16 protein-coding genes are annotated in these 18,616 nt (G+C 63.3%); 5 read left to right on the top strand and 11 right to left on the bottom strand.

The genetic code is table 11. The features are described 5' to 3' along the window. Positions 1 to 21: 21 nt before the first annotated feature. The 4 genes from VMP31_RS08025 (at position 22) to VMP31_RS08010 (ending at position 3,427) form a co-directional block, all read left to right on the top strand. Complete coding sequence (locus VMP31_RS08025) at positions 22 to 354, top strand: multidrug efflux SMR transporter (protein ID WP_325505828.1); 333 nt, start codon at positions 22 to 24, stop codon at positions 352 to 354. 119 nt (positions 355 to 473) lie between these two features. Next, entirely contained in the window at positions 474 to 1,646 is a 1,173-nt protein-coding gene (locus VMP31_RS08020; protein WP_325505826.1) for an NAD(P)/FAD-dependent oxidoreductase, read from the top strand. Further along, positions 1,646 to 2,461, top strand: a complete 816-nt coding sequence (locus tag VMP31_RS08015) for an aldo/keto reductase (RefSeq protein ID WP_325505824.1) — start codon at positions 1,646 to 1,648, stop codon at positions 2,459 to 2,461. Before VMP31_RS08020 ends, VMP31_RS08015 begins: the two co-directional genes overlap by 1 nt. A gap of 63 nt (positions 2,462 to 2,524) precedes the next feature. Then, positions 2,525 to 3,427 (top strand): metal ABC transporter ATPase, encoded by a 903-nt coding sequence (locus VMP31_RS08010; RefSeq protein WP_325505822.1) that lies wholly within the window; start codon positions 2,525 to 2,527, stop codon positions 3,425 to 3,427. Positions 3,428 to 3,645: 218 nt separating this feature from the next. Here VMP31_RS08010 and VMP31_RS08005 read toward each other — a convergent pair whose 3' ends face one another. The 5 genes from VMP31_RS08005 to msbA form a co-directional block, all read right to left on the bottom strand. Beyond that, complete coding sequence (locus VMP31_RS08005) at positions 3,646 to 4,854, bottom strand: acyl-CoA dehydrogenase family protein (RefSeq protein WP_325505820.1); 1,209 nt, start codon at positions 4,852 to 4,854, stop codon at positions 3,646 to 3,648. A gap of 13 nt (positions 4,855 to 4,867) precedes the next feature. Then, positions 4,868 to 6,151 carry an acyl-CoA dehydrogenase family protein gene (locus VMP31_RS08000; RefSeq protein ID WP_325505818.1) on the bottom strand — a complete coding sequence of 428 codons (1,284 nt, stop codon included), beginning with the start codon at positions 6,149 to 6,151 and terminating at the stop codon, positions 4,868 to 4,870. Positions 6,152 to 6,255: 104 nt separating this feature from the next. Beyond that, the gene (locus VMP31_RS07995) at positions 6,256 to 8,190 is read right to left on the bottom strand and encodes an acyltransferase family protein (protein WP_325505816.1); all 1,935 of its coding nucleotides are present in this window, start codon (positions 8,188 to 8,190) and stop codon (positions 6,256 to 6,258) included. Positions 8,191 to 8,376: 186 nt separating this feature from the next. Beyond that, positions 8,377 to 9,804 carry a bifunctional D-glycero-beta-D-manno-heptose-7-phosphate kinase/D-glycero-beta-D-manno-heptose 1-phosphate adenylyltransferase HldE gene (gene hldE, locus VMP31_RS07990; protein ID WP_325505813.1) on the bottom strand — a complete coding sequence of 476 codons (1,428 nt, stop codon included), beginning with the start codon at positions 9,802 to 9,804 and terminating at the stop codon, positions 8,377 to 8,379. Positions 9,805 to 9,901: 97 nt separating this feature from the next. Continuing rightward, a complete protein-coding gene (gene msbA, locus VMP31_RS07985; protein WP_325505811.1) occupies positions 9,902 to 11,725 on the bottom strand; it encodes a lipid A export permease/ATP-binding protein MsbA in 1,824 nt (607 codons plus the stop codon). A 36-nt stretch (positions 11,726 to 11,761) separates the two neighbouring features. Between msbA and VMP31_RS07980 the strand changes: the two genes are divergently transcribed. Continuing rightward, positions 11,762 to 12,376 carry a lipopolysaccharide kinase InaA family protein gene (locus tag VMP31_RS07980; RefSeq protein WP_325505809.1) on the top strand — a complete coding sequence of 205 codons (615 nt, stop codon included), beginning with the start codon at positions 11,762 to 11,764 and terminating at the stop codon, positions 12,374 to 12,376. Here VMP31_RS07980 and VMP31_RS07975 read toward each other — a convergent pair. The 6 genes from VMP31_RS07975 to VMP31_RS07950 all read right to left on the bottom strand — a co-directional run bounded on the left by VMP31_RS07975 (position 12,346) and on the right by VMP31_RS07950 (position 18,606). Further along, positions 12,346 to 13,194, bottom strand: a complete 849-nt coding sequence (locus VMP31_RS07975) for a lipopolysaccharide core biosynthesis protein (protein WP_325505807.1) — start codon at positions 13,192 to 13,194, stop codon at positions 12,346 to 12,348. The two genes, VMP31_RS07980 and VMP31_RS07975, sit on opposite strands and share 31 nt — an antisense overlap. Positions 13,195 to 13,295: 101 nt before the next feature. Continuing rightward, positions 13,296 to 14,042, bottom strand: a complete 747-nt coding sequence (locus tag VMP31_RS07970; RefSeq protein ID WP_325505805.1) for a glycosyltransferase family 25 protein — start codon at positions 14,040 to 14,042, stop codon at positions 13,296 to 13,298. A gap of 123 nt (positions 14,043 to 14,165) precedes the next feature. After that, a complete protein-coding gene (locus VMP31_RS07965) occupies positions 14,166 to 14,432 on the bottom strand; it encodes a hypothetical protein (protein ID WP_325505803.1) in 267 nt (88 codons plus the stop codon). Further along, entirely contained in the window at positions 14,429 to 15,718 is a 1,290-nt protein-coding gene (locus VMP31_RS07960; RefSeq protein ID WP_325505801.1) for a capsule biosynthesis protein, read from the bottom strand. The genes VMP31_RS07965 and VMP31_RS07960 overlap by 4 nt, the downstream gene beginning before the upstream one ends. Further along, positions 15,705 to 16,865, bottom strand: a complete 1,161-nt coding sequence (locus VMP31_RS07955; RefSeq protein WP_325505799.1) for a glycosyltransferase — start codon at positions 16,863 to 16,865, stop codon at positions 15,705 to 15,707. The genes VMP31_RS07960 and VMP31_RS07955 overlap by 14 nt, the downstream gene beginning before the upstream one ends. Next, on the bottom strand, positions 16,852 to 18,606 hold the full coding sequence (locus VMP31_RS07950) for a carbamoyltransferase (protein ID WP_325505798.1): 1,755 nt from the start codon (positions 18,604 to 18,606) through the stop codon (positions 16,852 to 16,854). The genes VMP31_RS07955 and VMP31_RS07950 overlap by 14 nt, the downstream gene beginning before the upstream one ends. Positions 18,607 to 18,616 lie beyond the last annotated feature (10 nt).

The raw sequence follows: 18,616 nt of genomic DNA, 5'->3' as shown, positions 1-18,616 counted from the left end.
GACTACCCAAGGAGGCCCACCATGAGCGGCTATCTCTATCTCGCCATCGCCATTACCGCCGAAGTCATTGCCACCACCTCGATGAAGGCGCTGGATGGTTTCAACAAACCCCTGCCACTGCTGCTGGTGGTGGTCGGCTACGTCATCTCGTTCTGGATGCTCAGCCTGGTGGTGAAAACCATCCCGGTCGGCGTCGCCTATGCGGTCTGGGCGGGTTTGGGCATCGTCCTGGTGAGCATCGCCGCGGTATTTCTCTACCAGCAGCGCCTGGACCTGCCGGCAATGCTCGGCATGGCCCTGATCGTTGCCGGCGTGGTGGTGATCCAGCTGTTCTCCCACAACGTGGGCCATTGACGGCGCGTTAAGTGGCAAGCGGCTCGTAACCCCACTGCGCCGTCAAACTTGCCGCGGATGGCTTACCGCTGACCGCTTGCCGTTATACTGCGCGCCTGTTTTCCCGGCGAGATTCGCGCATGTCCCAGGCCCTGAGCACTGATGTCTTGATCGTTGGCGGCGGTATCGCCGGCCTCTGGCTAAATGCGCGCCTGCGCCGCCAGGGCTTTGCCACCCTGCTGGTGGAAAACGCCCGGCTCGGCGGCGGGCAGAGCGTGAAATCCCAAGGGATTATCCACGGTGGGGCCAAATATGCCCTGCATGGCGCACTAACCGGAGCCTCGGAGGCCATCGCCGATATGCCGCGGCGCTGGCGCGAAGCCCTGCAGGGCAGCGGCGAGCTGGATCTCACCGGCGTACGCCTGCTCTCCGACGCCCACTACCTGTGGTCCCCCGGCAGCCTGGCCGGCAATATCACCAGCTTCTTCGCCAGCAAGGCGGTGCGCGGCCGGGTCGATCAGGTCAAGGGCGAGCAACTGCCGCCTGCCCTGCAACATCCCAAATTCAAGGGCAAGGTCTATCGTCTGGCCGAGCTGGTGCTGGATGTGCCGAGCCTGATCGAGCGCTTGGCCGAGCTGGCTGGCGACGGCCTGCTGGCCGCCGAACATATCGCGCCGCTGCATGAGCAGGGCGAGCTGGTCGGCCTGCGGGTCGATGGCCGGGAGATTCGCGCCCAGCGCATCGTTCTCAGTGCCGGCCGCGGCAATGCCGAGCTGCTCGCGGCCCTCGGCCTGAGCCAGCCCGCACAACAGCTGCGCCCGCTGCATATGGTGCTGGTCAAGGGGCCGACCCTGAAACCGCTGTATGCCCATTGCCTGGGCGGCGGACCGAAGCCGCGGGTCACCGTCACCACTCATCCGGCCGCCGACGGCGAATGGGTCTGGTACCTGGGCGGCGACCTGGCCGAAGCCGAGGGCGTGGCCCGCGACGAGGCGGCGCAGATCAAGGCTGCGCAACGTGAGCTGAGCGAGCTGCTGCCCTGGGTCGACCTGGCCGCCGCACGCTGGGCCACCCTGCGGGTCGAGCGCGCCGAGCCGGCGCAATCGGGCCTGGTCCGACCGGACAATGCCTTTCTCGACGAACAGGGCAAGCTGCTGGTCGGCTGGCCGACTAAACTGGCCTTAGCCCCGGACTTTGCCGACCGTGTGCTCGCTGCCCTGGCCCGCGATGCTATCCAGCCCGCAAGCCACACGCCGCTGCCCGCGCTGCCGCGTCCGGCCGTCGCCCTCGCTGCCTGGGAGGAACTGTTCTAATGCACGCACTGCATAGCCTGCACAACCTGCATCGCCCGCTGGGCGCAACCGAACTGCTGGTTTCGCCGCTGGGCCTGGGCACGGTCAAACTCGGCCGCGACCAGGGGGTGAAATACCCCAACGGCTTTAGCATTCCCGACGATGCAGCAGCGCGGCAGCTGCTGGCCCTGGCCCATGACCTGGGCATCAACCTGATCGACACCGCGCCGGCCTATGGCACCAGCGAAACCCGCCTCGGCCCCCTGCTGCGCGGCCAACGTCAGCAGTGGGTGATCGTCAGTAAAGTCGGCGAAGAGTTCGAAAACGGCCAGTCGCGCTTCGACTTCAGCCCCGAACACACACGTTTTTCCGTGGAGCGCAGCCTCAAGCGCCTGCAGACCGACTTTATCGACCTGGTGCTGGTGCATTCCGACGGCAACGATGTCGCCATCCTGCGCGACAGTGGTGTGTACCAAACCCTGGCTGAACTCAAGCGCGAGGGCAAGATTCGCGCCTTCGGCCTTTCCGGCAAGACCGTGGAAGGCGGCCTGCTGGCCCTGGAACAGGGCGATTGCGCCATGGTCACCTACAACCTGAGCGAGCAGGCCGAACTGCCGGTACTCGACTACGCCGAGGCCCACGGCAAAGGCATCCTGATCAAGAAGGCCCTGGCCAGCGGGCATGCCCTGCAGACCGGGGAAGACCCGGTACGCGCCAGTTTCGAGCTGATCTTCGCCCACCCGGCGGTCAACAGCGCGATTATCGGCACCATCAACCCCGAGCACCTGACCCATAACGTCGCCACCGCGGCGGCTGTGCTACAGGATATTGCTTAAGCGTTCACGCCTGCCTAACTATGCCAAGCTGTCCGGCCACAGCCACGTCAGCAAGGAGTTGCCATGCCGCGCGACCTGATCCGCAAGGACCCCAGCAGCTTCAAAACCCTGCAGCTGTTCGTCGAAGCCAGCCCGGAAGGCCTGAGCTACCAGGGCCTGGGCAGACCGCTGAACTTCAGCCAGATGCTGGAAAAACGCCAGCCGGTCACGATCGACGACACCCAGCGCTTTGCCGTGGAACTGGCCAACCTGGGCGTCTCGGTGCGCCTGACCCTTAGCTGGCAGGGCCGCGACTACTGGCTGCTGGTACGCCAGCGCCGCGCCGATCGCGGCGATGTGGTGCTCAAGCTGATCTCCGGCTACGTGCCGGCCCACGAGCTCAACCTGCCGCTGCTCACCGCCATCCAGGAGGTGGCCGAAGAGTGCCTGCTGGAAACCCCGGAAGGCTGGCTGAGCGGCCGCTTTGGCAGCACCTGGCTGCCAACCCCCTATCAGGCCAGCCTGCGTTACCGGGAAACCGCGCATTTCAGCCTGAGCCCGCTGTCCGGTGCGGCGCGGCCGGTGCAATGTGGCAACCTCAAATTGCTGGAGCGGCCGCGGGCCTACGTGCACCTGCCGACCGCCTCGCTGCAGCTGGTGTACGACCTGCACCTGCAATTGCCCAAGGAAATCCGCCAGCTGAGCCTGCTGCATGTCGATGAACATCTGCAGGAGGGTCAGCTGATCGCCCGCCTCGACCGCTCGCGCCCCGACCTGTTTCTGCTGCCGTTGGTGCAGGGCCAGCCGAGCGCCGAACTCTTCACCCTCAACCAAGGCCAGCTGCGCCCGGCCAGTACCCGCGGCCTGTGGCTGGCGGAAAGCTTCGCACCCCAAGACGGCTGGCTGGTACGCGACGAGCGGATCAGCTGGAAGGACTGGCTTAGCCAGCAGAACCTGCAGCAAGCCAAACGCGCCGCCAAGGCCTAGGAGCCGGTCGGGCTCGTTTGTCGCACGCAGACCCAGTCATCCGGGACGCGGCCATCCCGGATTGCGCCAGGGCTGGCCCGGACAAGCGCAGCGCAGTCCGGGAGCTTGCGCATAAGCACGGAGGCTACAAAAAAAATGCCGCTCACTCGGTCAAGTGAACGGCATAACCGTCAACACGGGCAAAGAGGGACGGCTTAAAAACCTGCCGTGCGCGCCGGCTATTTCAACTCGCTGGAACTCTTGCCCAGCAGACGCCGCGCCACGATCAGCAACTGGATCTGCTGGGTGCCTTCGAAGATGTCGAGAATCTTCGAGTCGCGCGCCCACTTCTCCAGCAGTTCATCCTCGCCGTAGCCCAGGGCTCCGGCCAGCTCCACACACTTGAGGGTAACCTCGTTGGCCACCCGCCCGGCCTTGGCCTTGGCGATCGACGCCTCCTTGGAATTGGGCAGCTTGTTGTCGGCCATCCAGGCGGCTTTCAGGGTCAGCAGACGCGCGGCTTCCCATTCGGCCTCCAGGCGATACAGCGTCGCCTCGGCATGGCTGACGCTGAGCAGCGGCTTGCGGTAATCCAGCTTGCAGACCTTCTTCAGCAGCTCGCGGGTACGATCCAGCGAGGCCTTGGCCACGCCGACCGCCATGCCGGCGACCAGCGGACGGGTGTTGTCGAAGGTCTCCATGACCCCGGCAAAGCCCTTCTGCACATCGATTTCTGGGTTGCCCAGCAGGTTGGCCGCCGGCACGCGGCAGTCGCTGAAGCTGATCGAGGCGGTATCCGAGGCCTTGATGCCGAGCTTCTTCTCCAGCCGCGTTACGCTCATGCCCGGGGTGCCGTGCTCGACCACAAAGGACTTGATCGCCGCTCGGCCCAGGCCCTTGTCCAAGGTGGCCCAGACCACCACGGAATCGGCACGCTCGCCAGAGGTTACGAAAATCTTCTCGCCGTTAAGCACGTAGTGATCGCCATCCTTGATCGCCGTGGTGCGAATCGCCGCCGAGTCCGAGCCGCAGCCCGGTTCGGTAATCGCCATGGCCGCCCAGGTGCCGCCGAAACGCGCCAGCTGTTCGTCATTGGCCACCGCGGCGATGGCCGCATTGCCCAGGCCCTGGCGCGGCATGGCCAGAAGCAGGCCGACATCGCCCCAGCACAGCTCCATCACCCCCAGCAGTGCGGACATATTGCCGCCGTTCTTCACCCCCTCCTGCTGTTCGCGGGCCGCGCCACGCTTGCTCGCCGAGGTGGCACCGATGGCGTCCGGGGAGCCGGCGTTCATGCCGTCGAGCAGGGCCGCGAGCAGATCCAGCTCCTTGGGGTAGGCATGCTCGGCCTTGTCGTACTTGCGCGAAATCGGTCGGAAATAATTCTCCGCCACCTGATGAGCCTGGTTGACCAGGCCCTGGAATTTCTTTGGGGTTTCCAAATTCATGCGTTGTGCCCCTTCAAAGTTGCAAGCCGCCGGCCATGACTGCCAGCGCTCTCAGATCGCGGTACCAGCGCTCGACTGGATGTTCTTTAGTGAAGCCGTGGCCACCGAGCAGCTGCACGGCATCGGTGCCGATCTTCATCGCCTTTTCGCTGCACAACAGGCGCGCCAGATAGGCCTCGCGCTGGAACGACAGGCCCTGTTCGGCACGGGCACAGGCACGCCAGACCATCACACGCATGGCATCCACTTCCACCGCCATGTCCGCGACCATAAAGGCCACGCCCTGGCGATGGCTGATCGGCTCGCCGAAGGCCACTCGCTCGTTGCAATAGGGAATCACATAGTCCAGGGCCGCCTGGGCCGTACCGACAGCCAAGGCACACCAGGCCAGCGAGGCATGATCGACAAAGCTCTGGTAGTCGAAGCCCTCGCCCGACAGGCGCGCCTCCTTCGCCACCTTGACCTTGTTCAGACGGATGCGCGCGGTGCTGCCGGCTTTCAGGCCCATGGCCGGCTGTGGGCTGCGCTGCAGCCCCTTGGCACCGGCCTCGACGATAAACAGCCCGGGACCATCGGCGGCCTGGGCCGCGACGATCAACTGACCGGCATCCAGGCCGCGCAGCACCAGGCACTTCTCGCCACTGAGCAGGTAGTGTTTGCCGCGCTTGTGCGCGCGGGTCTGCAGCTTCTGGGGGTCAAATAACGGCGTGGGTTCATTGACCGCAATGGCCATCACCGGGGCCGGCTCATCGGCGACAAAGGCCGGCAGCCAACGCGCCTGCTGCGCGGCATTGCCCCAACGGCGGATGCAGTTGGCCGCCGACAGCGGCACCAGCAGCGCCGCGGCCAGGGACAGATCGCCCTTGCCCAGGGCTTCGGCGATCAGGGCATTGCTCAGGGTGGTGCGCTCCCCGGCCATGCCGCCCTGGGCCTCGCTCACCGCGTAATGGGTCAGCCCCAGCTCATGGGCCTGATTAAGCAACGCGGCAGGCAGCGCGGCCTGTGCATCGGCATCATGGGCCAGGGGCCGCAGTATTTCGCTGGCGAAGGCTTCGAGCATCTCCACCAGCATCTGCTGCTCGTCGGACAGCGACAGATCGAACAGGCTATCCGGGGCAGCCGGGCGCGGCGTACTGCCCGCTTTACCGGTACGTTGCGCGGCGGCGCGAAAACTCGCGCGGCTACCGTTGTAGATAAGTTTCTCGACGGGCTTGCGCAGTTTCAGACGATCCGGCCAGTCGGCCTGGGCGAATCGATTCAACATGGCCAGGGCACGGCCCTGGATATCGGCAGTCATGACATCTCGCTCCATACGGGGGATGCCACGATAATGCGCGCCAGCCTGGCGAGCGGCTATGACCGCCGTGCCACCTGGCTACGGCAGCAAAGCCAGCAGAGGAATCAGTCGAACAGCGTTTTGAACAACGGCAACAGCAGCCGATTACCGTACTCGCTGAGGTGGTCGTCATCGTAGTACAGCGGTTTGCCATCACGGCTGCCATAACAACGTTGTTTATCGCAGAGGTAGGGCAGCGGGTCGAGGATCTGCGCGCCGCACTCCTCGCGGGCCTGATCCTGCACACTCCAGACAAAGGCATTGCGCTGGTGATAGGCCTCAAGACTGATGGACAGCTCACGGGACTTGCCGAGCAGCAGCGCCCGCCCCATGGCCAGCGGCACATTGATGCCCATTTCAGGAAGGGGACGCATCAGATACAGGGGCCGGATGGCCGTGAGGCGACACGCCGTGGCCACATACTCCTGGCGAAACTCCTGCAGGAACTCGGGCGTGGTTTCTTCGTATTTCTGCGAGAAATACACCCCGGGGCTGCCCAGGGGCTGTTCCTCATCCGGGTCGAGCCCGCCCCACACATGGAACGAGGTTCGCTCCACACGCAGCATCGGCACACCCGGATACAGGGACTCCTGTTCGGCGATCATCCACTCGTTGAGCTGCAGGCAGCCCGTGCGCTCAGGATCGATATCCTTCGCCCCGGTGACCATCAGGCACCCCGGCAGGCCGCGAAAGAACAGGCCATCCTGCGCGCTCGGCAGGCTGTCGACGATGGCTGTGACCAGCGTATCGGCGTGACTGTCGCCCAGCAGCAGCAGGCGGATGCGCTCCCCGCCGTAGAGGCAGGGTTCGCCCGAATTCAGGCATTCTTTCTGGCGGGGATTGCGGTTCTGCCGTTGCGCCTCCAGCTCGATGACCGCTGCGGATAATCGCTCGGGCACCCCGGTCTTGCGCACCAGCTGCCCCATCAGCGCCACCAGCAGCAAGCTGCAACACAGCACCAGTATCTCCCAACGCGGTGCCCAGACTCGCCCGCCCTTGCGCACCGGCTCCTCGACCAACACGTAGGAAAGATGCCCGAGCAGCACACTCAACAGCACACCGGCCACCAACCACAGCGGCTGTTCCAGCAGCCCCATATAGGCCAACCCCACCACCAACGGCCAGTGCCACAGATAGATCGAGTACGAGCGACTGCCCAGCCATTGCGCCACGGCGGTGCCGCTCAACCATGAGCGCTCGCGGCCCGCCAGCAGTACGAGACAGGTACCGCCGACCGGCAACAGCGCCAGCCAGCCCGGCCAGAGCGCCTGCGCATCGACCAGCAGAAAAGTCGCGACGATCATCGCAAAACCTAACCACTCGGCACTTTTGGCAAGGGCGGCACTTGGACGAAAGCGCTGGGCGAGGAAAAACAGCAAGCCACCTGCCGCCATTTCCCAGGCCCGGGCCTGCAGTTGATAGAAGGCCCGGTCCGGCTCATTCAGGGTCCAGACAAGACATACCAGCCATGAGGCGACAAACAGCGTGGCCAGGGCGATAAAGGCGGCGCGGCGACCTGGGAACAGCTTCCACACCAGCAGCAACAACACCGGCAACGCCATGTAGAACTGCCACTCCACCGACAGCGACCAGGTATGCAGCAGCCACTTCTCATGGGAGGCTGCGTCGAAGTAACCCGACTCCTTGAAGTAGCGGATGTTGGACATAAACAGCAGGCTGTCGCGTACATGCCGGCCCAGCTGCTGGTACTCGTCCAGCATCAGCACAAACCAGCCCACGGCCAGCACCACCAGGCATACCACGAGCAAGGCCGGGAAAATCCGCCGGGCTCTGGCCAGGTAAAAGCGCCACAAGGAAAAGCGCTGGTTCTCCAGACCCACGAAGACCAGAGAGGTCATCAGAAAGCCGGAAATAACGAAGAACACATCGACGCCAGCAAAGCCACCAACCAGGCCCGGTACAGCAAAGTGATAAAGCACCACGGCCATTACGGCCCAGGCTCTCAATCCATTGATGTCGCTACGAAACCCAGTGTTCATACAATACGTGTTCCTTGGCCTGTGCTACCTGCGGGCCGACGCCCGCCGAGTGATTAGGTACAAAAAGGAAAATGCCTGCCGAAACAGCCAGTCTGTGGGTATTGGTCAATGCGCAGGGCGGCTGCGGTGCAGCAGCGCCGCCCTGCCATGCAGTCGCGCACCCGAAGAGGTGGGCGCGCAGAGGCGTCATCGGGAGCGGTCGAGAATCTTTTCGACTATGGCCGTGGTCGAGCTGTTTTCCACCAGCCCCAGCACTCGTACTTCGCCGCCGTAGGCGGTGACGATCTCGGCCCCTACCACCTGCTCCAGGCCGTAGTCGCCGCCCTTGACCAGCACATCCGGCTTGACCGCGCGCAGCAGGTTTTCCGGCGTGTCTTCGCTGAAACTCACCACCCAGTCCACCGCGCCGAGGCCCGCGAGCACCGCCATGCGCCGGTCGACCGAATTGATCGGTCGACCCGGTCCCTTTAGACGGCTGACAGAGGCATCGTCGTTGACCGCCAGCACAAGGCGATCACCCTGGGCCCTGGCCTGCTCCAGATAGGTCACGTGGCCGGCATGCAGAATGTCGAAACAGCCATTGGTAAAGACGATTTTCTCGCCATGGGCGCGAGCATCCTCGATGGCCAGCAACAGTTGTTCCAGGCCCAGCACGCCGCGCTCGGAACCGGCTTCGCGCTGAATCGCGCGGCGCAGCTCCGGCGCGCTGATAGCCGCCGTACCGAGCTTGCCGACCACGATACCGGCCGCCAGGTTGGCCAGAGCCACCGCATGCGGCAGTTCTTCGCCCGCTGCCAGGCTGGCGGCCAGGGTGGAAATCACCGTATCGCCGGCACCCGTGACGTCAAACACCTCGCGGGCTCGGGCTGGCAGATGCAGCGGCGGCTGTTGCGGGCGCAGCAGAGTCATGCCGTGTTCGCCGCGGGTCACCAGCAGTGCGCCGAGCTCCAGCTCCGTCATCAGCGCCGCGCCCTTGGCCACCAGTTCAGCCTCATCGCGGCACGGGCCGACGATGGTTTCGAACTCATGCAGATTGGGGGTAATCAGACTAGCGCCGCGGTAGATGGAAAAATCCTTGCCCTTGGGGTCTGCCAGCACCGCAATGCCCTTGCGCCGCGCCAGCTGCACCAGGGTCTGGTGGTTCTGCAGCGCACCCTTGCCGTAGTCCGACAGCACCAGCACCTTGATACCGTCCAGCAGCGCCTCGACGCTGGTGGCCATAGCCGCGCTGTCGGTATTGAAAGACTCTTCGAAATCCATGCGCAGCAATTGTTGATGACGGCTCATGACCCGCAGCTTGACGATGGTCGGCTGATCGTCGATGCACTGGAAATGGGTCTTGACCCCCACGGCCTGCAGGCTATTGCTCAGGCTCGTCGCGGCCTCATCGCGGCCGGTCACGCCCACCAGCACGGCCGGCGCGCCCAGGGCGGCAATGTTCAGCGCGACGTTGGCGGCACCGCCCGGACGGTCCTCGATCTGCTCGACCTTGACCACCGGCACCGGCGCTTCCGGGGAAATCCGCGAAGTGCCGCCATGCCAGTAACGATCGAGCATGACATCGCCCACCACCAGCACGCTGGCCTGGTCGAAACGCGGCATGGACAATTTCATAAACACCCCGAAAGCAGCAGAAAATCTGCGCGGATCATAACATTGGTCACGCCAGCCAAGCCCGTGGCCGTCACCGGCCACACAAGCCCGCTGATATTCAGATCGCCGACTCTGGGAGCGGCTGCAGCGCATCGACAAAATCCTTCTCGTGCAGGCGCGCGTAATAGCCATTGAGCGCCAGCAGCTCGGCATGGGTGCCACGCTCAACGATCCGCCCCTTGTCCATCACCAGAATCAGGTCGGACTTCTCGATGGTGCTGAGGCGGTGGGCGATCACCAAGGTGGTACGCCCTCTCATCACTTCGTCCAGCGCGCTCTGGATATGCCGCTCGGACTCGGTATCGAGGGCCGAGGTGGCCTCGTCCAGAATCAATAACGGTGCATCCTTGAGCAGTGCCCGCGCAATCGCCAGGCGCTGGCGCTGACCGCCGGACAGCAGTACGCCGTTTTCGCCCACCAGGGTCGCGTAGCCCTGCGGCATCTGTTCGATAAACTCGGCGGCGTAGGCCAGTTCGGAGGCCTTGCGCACATCATCAAGCGGCGCACCCGCCAGATCGCCGTAAGCGATATTGTTGGCCACCGTATCGTTGAACAGGGTCACATGCTGGGTGACCAGGGCGATATGACGCCGCAGGTCGCGCAATGTGTATTCCTCGACATCCACCCCATCGAGCAGGATCTGCCCCTGATCATGGTGGTAGAAACGCGGAATCAGGTTGGCCAGCGTCGACTTGCCGCTGCCGGAACGGCCGACCAGCGCCACCATCTGCCCGGGCTCGGCAACGAAGCTGATGTTATCCAGTACCGGTTTGTCGGTGCCCTCGTACTGGAAACTCAGATTGACCACTTCCAGCCGCCCGCTGACGCGCCCCCGCTCCTGGGTGCCGCGATCGATCTCCGGGGCCTCGTCGAGCTGCTCGAAAATGCTTTCGGCACCGGCAATCCCCTTCTGCACCGTGGAACTGACCTCGGATAGCTGCCTAATCGGCTTGGGCAACAGCCCCGCCAGGGTGATGTAGGCCACCAGATCGCCGGCCGAGGCATCCCCGCGCAACAGCAATACCAGGAACATCAACACCGCCATGGCGCTGTAGATGACCAGCTGAAGACTTGGGGTATAGACCGCGCTGGTCTTTACCATTTTCAGCTGCTTTTGCCGGTTCTCGGTGCTGGCGCTGCAGAAACGCTGTTGTTCGTAGTCTTCGCCGCCAAAGCTGCGCACCACCCGGTAACCATGAATGGTTTCGGAGGCGACATGGGTCACATCGCCCATCGCCAGCTGAATCTTCTTGCTCTGCTTGCGAAATTTCTTGCTCGCACTGACGACCATCAGGCCGATGATGGGCAGAATCGCGACCATCACCAGGGTCAGCTGCCAGTTCATCCACAGCAGCGTGGCAAACAGGAAGATGACGGTCATGCCTTCACGCACCACCACCTTGATCGCATCGGTGGCCGCCCCGGTGACCATGGTCACGTTGTAGGTAATGCGGGAAATCAAATGGCCGGAGTTGTGATTGTCAAAATAGCGATTGGGCAGGGTCAGCAGGTTATTGAACAGCGCAACGCGCATATCATGGACCAGGCCCAATGAGACTTTGGCGAGAAAATAGTTGCCGAGAAAGGACCCGATACCCTGCAACAGCGCGATCAGCACGATCAGCATCGGCACGGCCTGCAACAGCTTCAGCTGGCTCAACCACGCAATGTCACGTAAGTACGGCACAGTGGCGAAGAAGCTCGCCTCCGGGTTGTTCAACCCGTCCACAAAGAACTTGAGGATATAGCCCAGCATCGGCTGAGTGGAGGCGAAAATCAGGAAGCCAAGAATACTGATGGCGAACAGCCCCCAGTAGGGCAGCACATAGCGCAGCAACCGTAAGTACACTTTCAGACTGGATTGCTGGGTAGAATTGGCCATTCGGCAAGCCTCATACGACTGGCTAGAGAGACAAAGATGCGGATTGTAACAGCGAACGAATTGCAAGGCTGGCTGAGTGCCGGCGATGTCCTGGAAAAAGACAGCAAAGGCCCCAAGGTGATCCGCTTACCCGAGGGCGACATCGTCAAGATCTTCCGCAGCCGGCGTCTTCCGCTGATCGCCCGCCTACGTCCCGACTCGCGCCGCTTTGCCGAACGTGCGGAGCATCTGCAGCGCCTCGGGATCAAGACACCCAGCATCCGCGAGAGTTGCTGGATCGACCGCGACCAGGCTGTAAGCGCCTGCCTCTACCGCCCCCTGGAAGGCACGCCGCTGGACAAACTGTTCCATAACTCGCGCGCCCAGTTCGATGCCTTGTTGCCGCAACTGGGCCGCTATATCTATCAGCTGCATCAGCGCGGTATCTATTTCCGCTCCCTGCACCTGGGCAACGTTCTTTACACCCCGGACGGCGATTTCGGCCTGATCGACTTTCTCGATATCCGCTTTAAAAATCGCCCCCTGCGCCCCACCCTGATTCGGCGTAACTTCGAGCACCTACGCGGATATCTGCTGCGTCGCAGCGTGCAGAACTTCCCCTGGGACGATCTGATGCGCTGCTATGACGAAGCCAGCAAGGCATCCAGCTGATTCAAATCGATGACCGGGACCAGATCGCCCGGCAGCCGACTGGTTTGCGAAAGATTGAACACCTGAAACGCCGGCCCGACGACCTGCTCGGCCAGTAACTCGAAGCTGGGCAAGATGTAATCCTCATAATCTTCATCGAGCCGGGTCGGCAACGCGGCCTCGCCCTGTTCGTAAAAGCGCCCAGGCTGCGCGTTCATATCCACCCCGACCAGAAACACCTGCGAGAACCCCAGGTGATAGGCCAGCTGCAGGGCCGCGAAGGGTATGGTCCTGCCGCCAAAATAGCCCTTGCTCATATTGCGACTGAAGCCCACGCGGTTCGGCTTCTGCCGGAGCAGGGAAAAGCGGCAGGCGATATCCGGATCATTGCGCACGCTCCAGGCATAGCGACGGTCCGACAGCGCCAGCCCGTTCACCGGGCGATTGCTGCGCTGCATCAGGTACACGGAGTGGCCGTCAACCGCCTCGGGAGCCGCCTGCAACAGCACCTCCAGCGCGCCGTAGCCCAGGGCTGCGTGCTGAGAGCGGGCAATACCCTGGCTCACCAGCGACTGGCGCAGACGGACAAACCCGCGGTCGTCGCAGATATAGAACAAGGGGCTGAGGTCCGCCTCGACAAAACGCATGATCGAGCCATTCATGGCAATCATCGGTATATGCCGATAACGCTCCACCGGGAAGTTCGCGGCCGATGGCCCGGATGCCACCACAAAGACCGCCCCGGAGCAGCTGCCACGGCAAGCAGCGAAGGCCTGCCCGTTATCCCAATACCCCTGCAGTTGCTGCTCCAGCGGCAGCTGCCGATCAACTCTACTCATACGTTGCTGCCATCCGAATCGTCCCTGCCCGCCCTTGTGCGGCCAGCCACTTCTCCAGCACGGCGCGCGTCCAGGCTCCTGTCACGGGCGCACCCGCAGGCTCAGCACGCACCATAGCGGATGCGGCTCCATAGCCGGCGCAAGGTCTTGCGCGTCTTGAATTCCGGCCTGCGCTCCACCGACTCGATATCGCTCATATCGAGCAAACGCTGATAGGCCAGAACGGGACGCAGCAGAAAGCACTCGACCTGGGACTGCAGCATCTCGGAATAGTACCAATCGATCGGCAGACCGGAATGCTCGCACTCATTGAGAATGCGGTCATAGAGCCGCGCGTTGACCACATAGGCATGCCCCAGGCGGATACGGCTGACGCGCTCCAGGTTCGCGGAGTAACGACGGCGCTTGCCCCCCTTCTTGAACGTGCCGCCCAGGTAGAGCATGTCCCAGGGTTGCGCCGCCAACTGCTCAGCAGCACGGCGCAATACCGGCAACGCGTAGGGTTCAAACTCGCAATCGTCCTCGAGAATCAGCACATAGGGCCAGCCCTGCGCCTTGGCTTCGCGAATGATGCCCAGATGGCTAAGCATACAACCCCAGGTCGCGCGCAGCTTGCCATCGAGGCGCTCACTGCTGCCGTCGACTCGCGTCAGAAACTCGCGCAGCGGCTTCAGCGCCGCCTGCTCGACGACCCCTGCTCCCGGCCTTATCGCCGCAAACCGCTGCACGCCCTGGATGCCCAGACGCTTAAACTGCCGCTGCATGGCATCCCAGCGATCGGCGCGCGTGTCCAGGTTAATCACACGGGCATGCTCGAAGAAGGGCCAACTCTCCAGCCTATCGTCCACCAAGCACTCCCTCACTCTTCTCGATATTCGGGCCAACAGGTCCGTAAAGGCCGCAGGCAAGATAAACAACCACTGTCGCTAGCGCTAGCGCCACGAGCCCCAACTGGCATTTGTCCGGCCGGATCATTGGACTGGCCTGGCCAGCTCGCCAAGCATCAGAGCCTGCGGAGCATCGTCATGCAGGGTGCCTTCACCATTGATCAGGCACAGATCGGCACGGCGGACATCCTCTTTCAGCTGCTCGTTCTTGCGCCAGTCATGGCGCATCGGGCAGGCGCGGCTGATGGTGATGCCAGCCTCCTTGGCCAGCGCGTAGATCTGCCGCACCACCAGCTGCGAGCCATGATGTTTTTCATAGGACGTATCGTTGAACAGCAAGGCATTGATCACGACCCGCACTCCGTAATCGTCGTATCCAGGCGCTTCCAGGCAAGCCCATCCACACGTTGCCCATGCAGGGCACAGAGGATCTGGGCGCTCGCCTCAAGGCCGGCAAAGGCATTTTCCAGATGAAATTTCGAGAAGTCCTGCGCCCGGGCAATGGACGCCGCGTAAGCGCCCTCGACCTCGGCCAGCCGCCGAGCCAGCTCGTCGACACTGCGCACGGCGGGGCCGAAGTAGCGCGCCTGGGCCAGGACATCCTGGTCATTGGTGCAATTCATATAGATCACCGGGCGCGCCGCCAGGCCGGCTTCGATAACCGCATTGGACATGATATTGACGACTATCGACGCCTGTTCCAGCGCCGCCGCCAGGGAGCAATCGCCGGGCAGCAGGACAATATTGGGGCAGGCCTCGACCGCCTCCTGCCAGAATTGCGCACGGCTGCGCGGGTGTCGCTTGACCAACACGCGATAGCTCGGATTCTCCCTGGCCCAGCTCACCAGCAGGGCATAGGTGGCCAGGTAGTCGGGCTGCTTTTCCTTATCCGGACCCACGCCGAGCAGCAGCACGCTGCGCTGCTCGACCGCGGCCGGCGGCAGCTCGAAGGTGCGGTCGATCATATGCGAGCCGGCTAGAATCACCCGCGATGAGCCAAAACGCAGTGCCCGCGCCTGCAGGGCCTGCAGCGAACTCTGGCCGAACAGCAGGTAATAGTCGTAGTCGTTCATCCCCAGCCGCCGCGAGCTTTCCACGGTGCTGGCATGGGCCAGATGCACCAGCAGACGCCCCCGGGTATTCAGGGCCAGACGCAAGAAGGGCGAACAGATACTGCCGTTGCGATCGTTGATCAGCAGCTGCGGGTCATGGCGCTTCACCAGCCATTCGGCATAGGCCGCATAGCCGAAGTAACGCAGCGGCACGGGCTGCGTTGGCCGCGCCAGCATGCGCCCGGCGATGATATGGCGCGGGTCCTCCTGGCCTGATTCGACCAGGTGGTAGCCCTGGGCGCGCAGGGTCTCGATCAGGCGTTTTTTCCGCTGCAGCGGAATAACCTTGGGCGCGCCTTGCAGCAGCAGGAAATCGCAGGGCTCCGCAACCACATCGCCCGCGGGCAAGGCCAGCCGGGCGCGGATACCGAAGAGCAGATCCAGCAGCGCATCACGGCCATAGCGCACGGCGGCACCGAGGTAGCCATGGTGTTCGCGCAACAGCAACCAGCGATAGCGATCCAGCGCTCGCGCCTTGGCGGCCCAGGCTCCCGGGCCTGGTACGGCTGGTTTACTCTCGCCCATATGCGCCATCCCCGAGGGCAGCGGTGACCATCGGCAGGCTCCAGAACCGGCGCGTTATCGCCGCATCGGAGAAACGTTCGAGCAGCGCCTGGTACATTGCCGCCTCGCATGCCTGGCGCTGGGCTTCATCGAGCTGCGCCAGATGGCACATGCCCTGAGCCAACGCATCCGCGTCCGCCAGGGGAAACAGGATCCCCAAGCCCTCGACCACTTCACGGGCCCCGCCACACGCGGTGGCGAGCAAAGGCACACCAGCGGCCATGGCCTCCAGCAGCACCATGCCAAACGGCTCGTGGTCGGAGCTCAGCGCAAATACATCAAAGGCCTTGAAGTAACGTTTGGCCTCTGCGACCTGGCCGAGAAACACGACCTGACGCGCCACGCCAAGCTCTCTCGCCAGTCCCTTGAGGGCATCTTCCAGGCGGCCGCTGCCGAGTATGGCCAGCAGGCTGCCGGCTGGCAGCTGCGGCAGCGCGCGGGCGAAGCCACGAATCAGCGTGGCCTGATCCTTGTCGGGGTGCAGGCGCCCGACATTGCCCACCACCCAGGCTTGCGCGGGCAACCCCAGCGCCTCGCGGGCCTGGACGCGGTCCAGCTGCTGCGCCTGCAGCTGCTCGACATCGATACGGTTGTACAGGGCTTCGATGCGCGCGGCCGGCCAGGCTGGCAAGCAGCGACGAATATCGTCGCGCACCGACTCGGATACCGCCAGAAGGCTCAAGCGGCGACGAAATACCTGGGCGAACAGCCGCCGCGGCCAGCGCTGATACACGCCGAAGGCGTGGTTTATCCCGATAACCGGCAAGCCTGTTGCCAGGCAGGCGATATAGGCAGGTTTGAAGCGGTGGGCGATGCACAGGCGGAAACTCCGGGTGCGCACAAGCGCACGCAGGTCCTGCATCGCGCGCAACTTGAGGCCACGCACAGCCTTGGAGCTGTAATCGAGAAACAGCACCTCGTCGGAGGCGCAGCCCGCCACGACGTCGGGATCGGGCGCGCCGGTGAGAAACACCGTGCACACCTTGTAGCGCGTCCCGGCAAACAGGCTGGCGTACTGCCGAGCACAGTCCAGGAATGGGCCGTCATAACCGTGGCAGAACTGCAGCACCCATTGAGGCTGAGCGCTGCCGGCCTCAGATGTTGTCATACCAGTCCTTGCCGTCCTTGACCACAAGGATGTCTTCCATGATCAGGTACTGCAGGTCGGAGCCGTAGAACATGTTCAGCGCGTCGGTGGGCGAGCAGATCATCGGCTCGCCGCGGCGGTTGAGCGAGGTGTTGAGCGACACGCCGTTGCCGGTGAGTTTTTCCAACTCCAGCATCATGTCGTAGTAGCGCGGGTTGTATTCGCGCTTGAGCACCTGGGCGCGCGAGGTGCCGTCTTCGTGCACCACCTCGCCGACACGGGTCTTCCATTCTTCGTTGACTTCGAAGGTGAAGGTCATAAAGGGGCTCGGGTGGTCGACCTTGAGCATCTGCGGGCCGACAGTATCGAGCATCGACGGACAGAAAGGGCGCCAGCGCTCGCGGAACTTGATCTGTTCGTTGATCCGGTCAGCCACGCCCGGCACGCTCGGGCAGCCAATGATCGAGCGACCGCCGAGGGCGCGCGGGCCGAACTCCATGCGGCCCTGGAACCAGGCCACCGGGTTGGCGTCGACCATGATCTTGGCGATGCGCTGCGGCATATTGTCGATGCGCTTGAACACCGGCTTGCTCGGGTGGCGAACGCAAGCGGCAATCACCTCTTCGTTGGAGTAGGACGGGCCGAGGTAGACGTGCTCCATCTTCTCCACCGGCACCCCGCGCTGGTGCGAGATATAGGCGGCAGCGCCAACTGCAGTGCCGGCGTCACCGGAAGCGGGCTGAACGAACAGCTCCTTCACATCGTCGCGGGCAATGATCTTCTGGTTGAGTTTGACGTTCAGCGCGCAGCCGCCGGCGAAGGCGATCTTGCCAGTTTCGCGGATGATGTCGCCCAGGTAGTGCTCCATCATCTGCAGCGCCAGCTTCTCGAACAGCGCCTGCATGCTGGCGGCGTAATGGATATAGGGGTCATCGGCGATATCGCCGACGCGCTTAGGCCCCAGCCACTCGATCAGCTTCTTGGAGAAGTAGAAGCCCTTGCCGTTTTCTTTATAACGGCGCAAGCCGATGACGTTGGCATACTCGGTGTTGATGATCAGCTCACCGTTTTCGAACTTGGCCAACCGCGAGAAGTCGTACTTGCTGGCATCGCCATAGGGTGCCATGCCCATCACCTTGAACTCGCCGTCGAGCATCTCGAAGCCGAGGAATTCGGTGATCGCGCCGTACAGACCGCCTAACGAATCCGGATCAAAAAACTCTTTGATCTTGTGAATCTTGCCGTTCTCGCCGTAGCCGAAGAAGGTGGTGGCGTACTCACCCTTGCCATCGATGCCGAGGATCGCGGTCTTCTCGGTAAAGCCCGAACAGTGGTAGGCGCTGGCCGCGTGGGCCAGGTGGTGCTCGACCGGCTCGATCTTGATCTTTTTCAGGTCGAAGCCGAGCTGCTGCAGGCACCACTGGATATGCTTGTAGTAACGCTTGTAGCGCCGATTGCCCATCAGGATCGCGTCGAGCGCACGGTCCGGTGCGTACCAGTAGCGCTTGGCGTACTGCCAGCGGGCCTTCTCGAAGATGCTGATGGGCGCAAACGGAATGGCCACGACGTCGACGTCAGCGGGCTTGATCCCGGCCTGCTCCAGACAGAACTTGGCAGACTCGTAGGGCATGCGGTTCTTCGCGTGCTTGTCGCGCACGAAGCGCTCTTCTTCGACGGCCGCGATCAGCTTGCCGTCGATATACAGGGCGGCGGATGGATCATGACTGAGGGCGCCGGAAAGGCCGAGAATCGTCAGTGCCACTGGTTTTGCC

Origin of the sequence: Pseudomonas sp. (assembly GCF_035512415.1) — a bacterium.
GTDB lineage: Bacteria > Pseudomonadota > Gammaproteobacteria > Pseudomonadales > Pseudomonadaceae > Aquipseudomonas.
The sequence above is the reverse complement of the archived record's forward strand: the minus strand, read 5'-3'. Positions and strand labels throughout refer to the sequence as shown.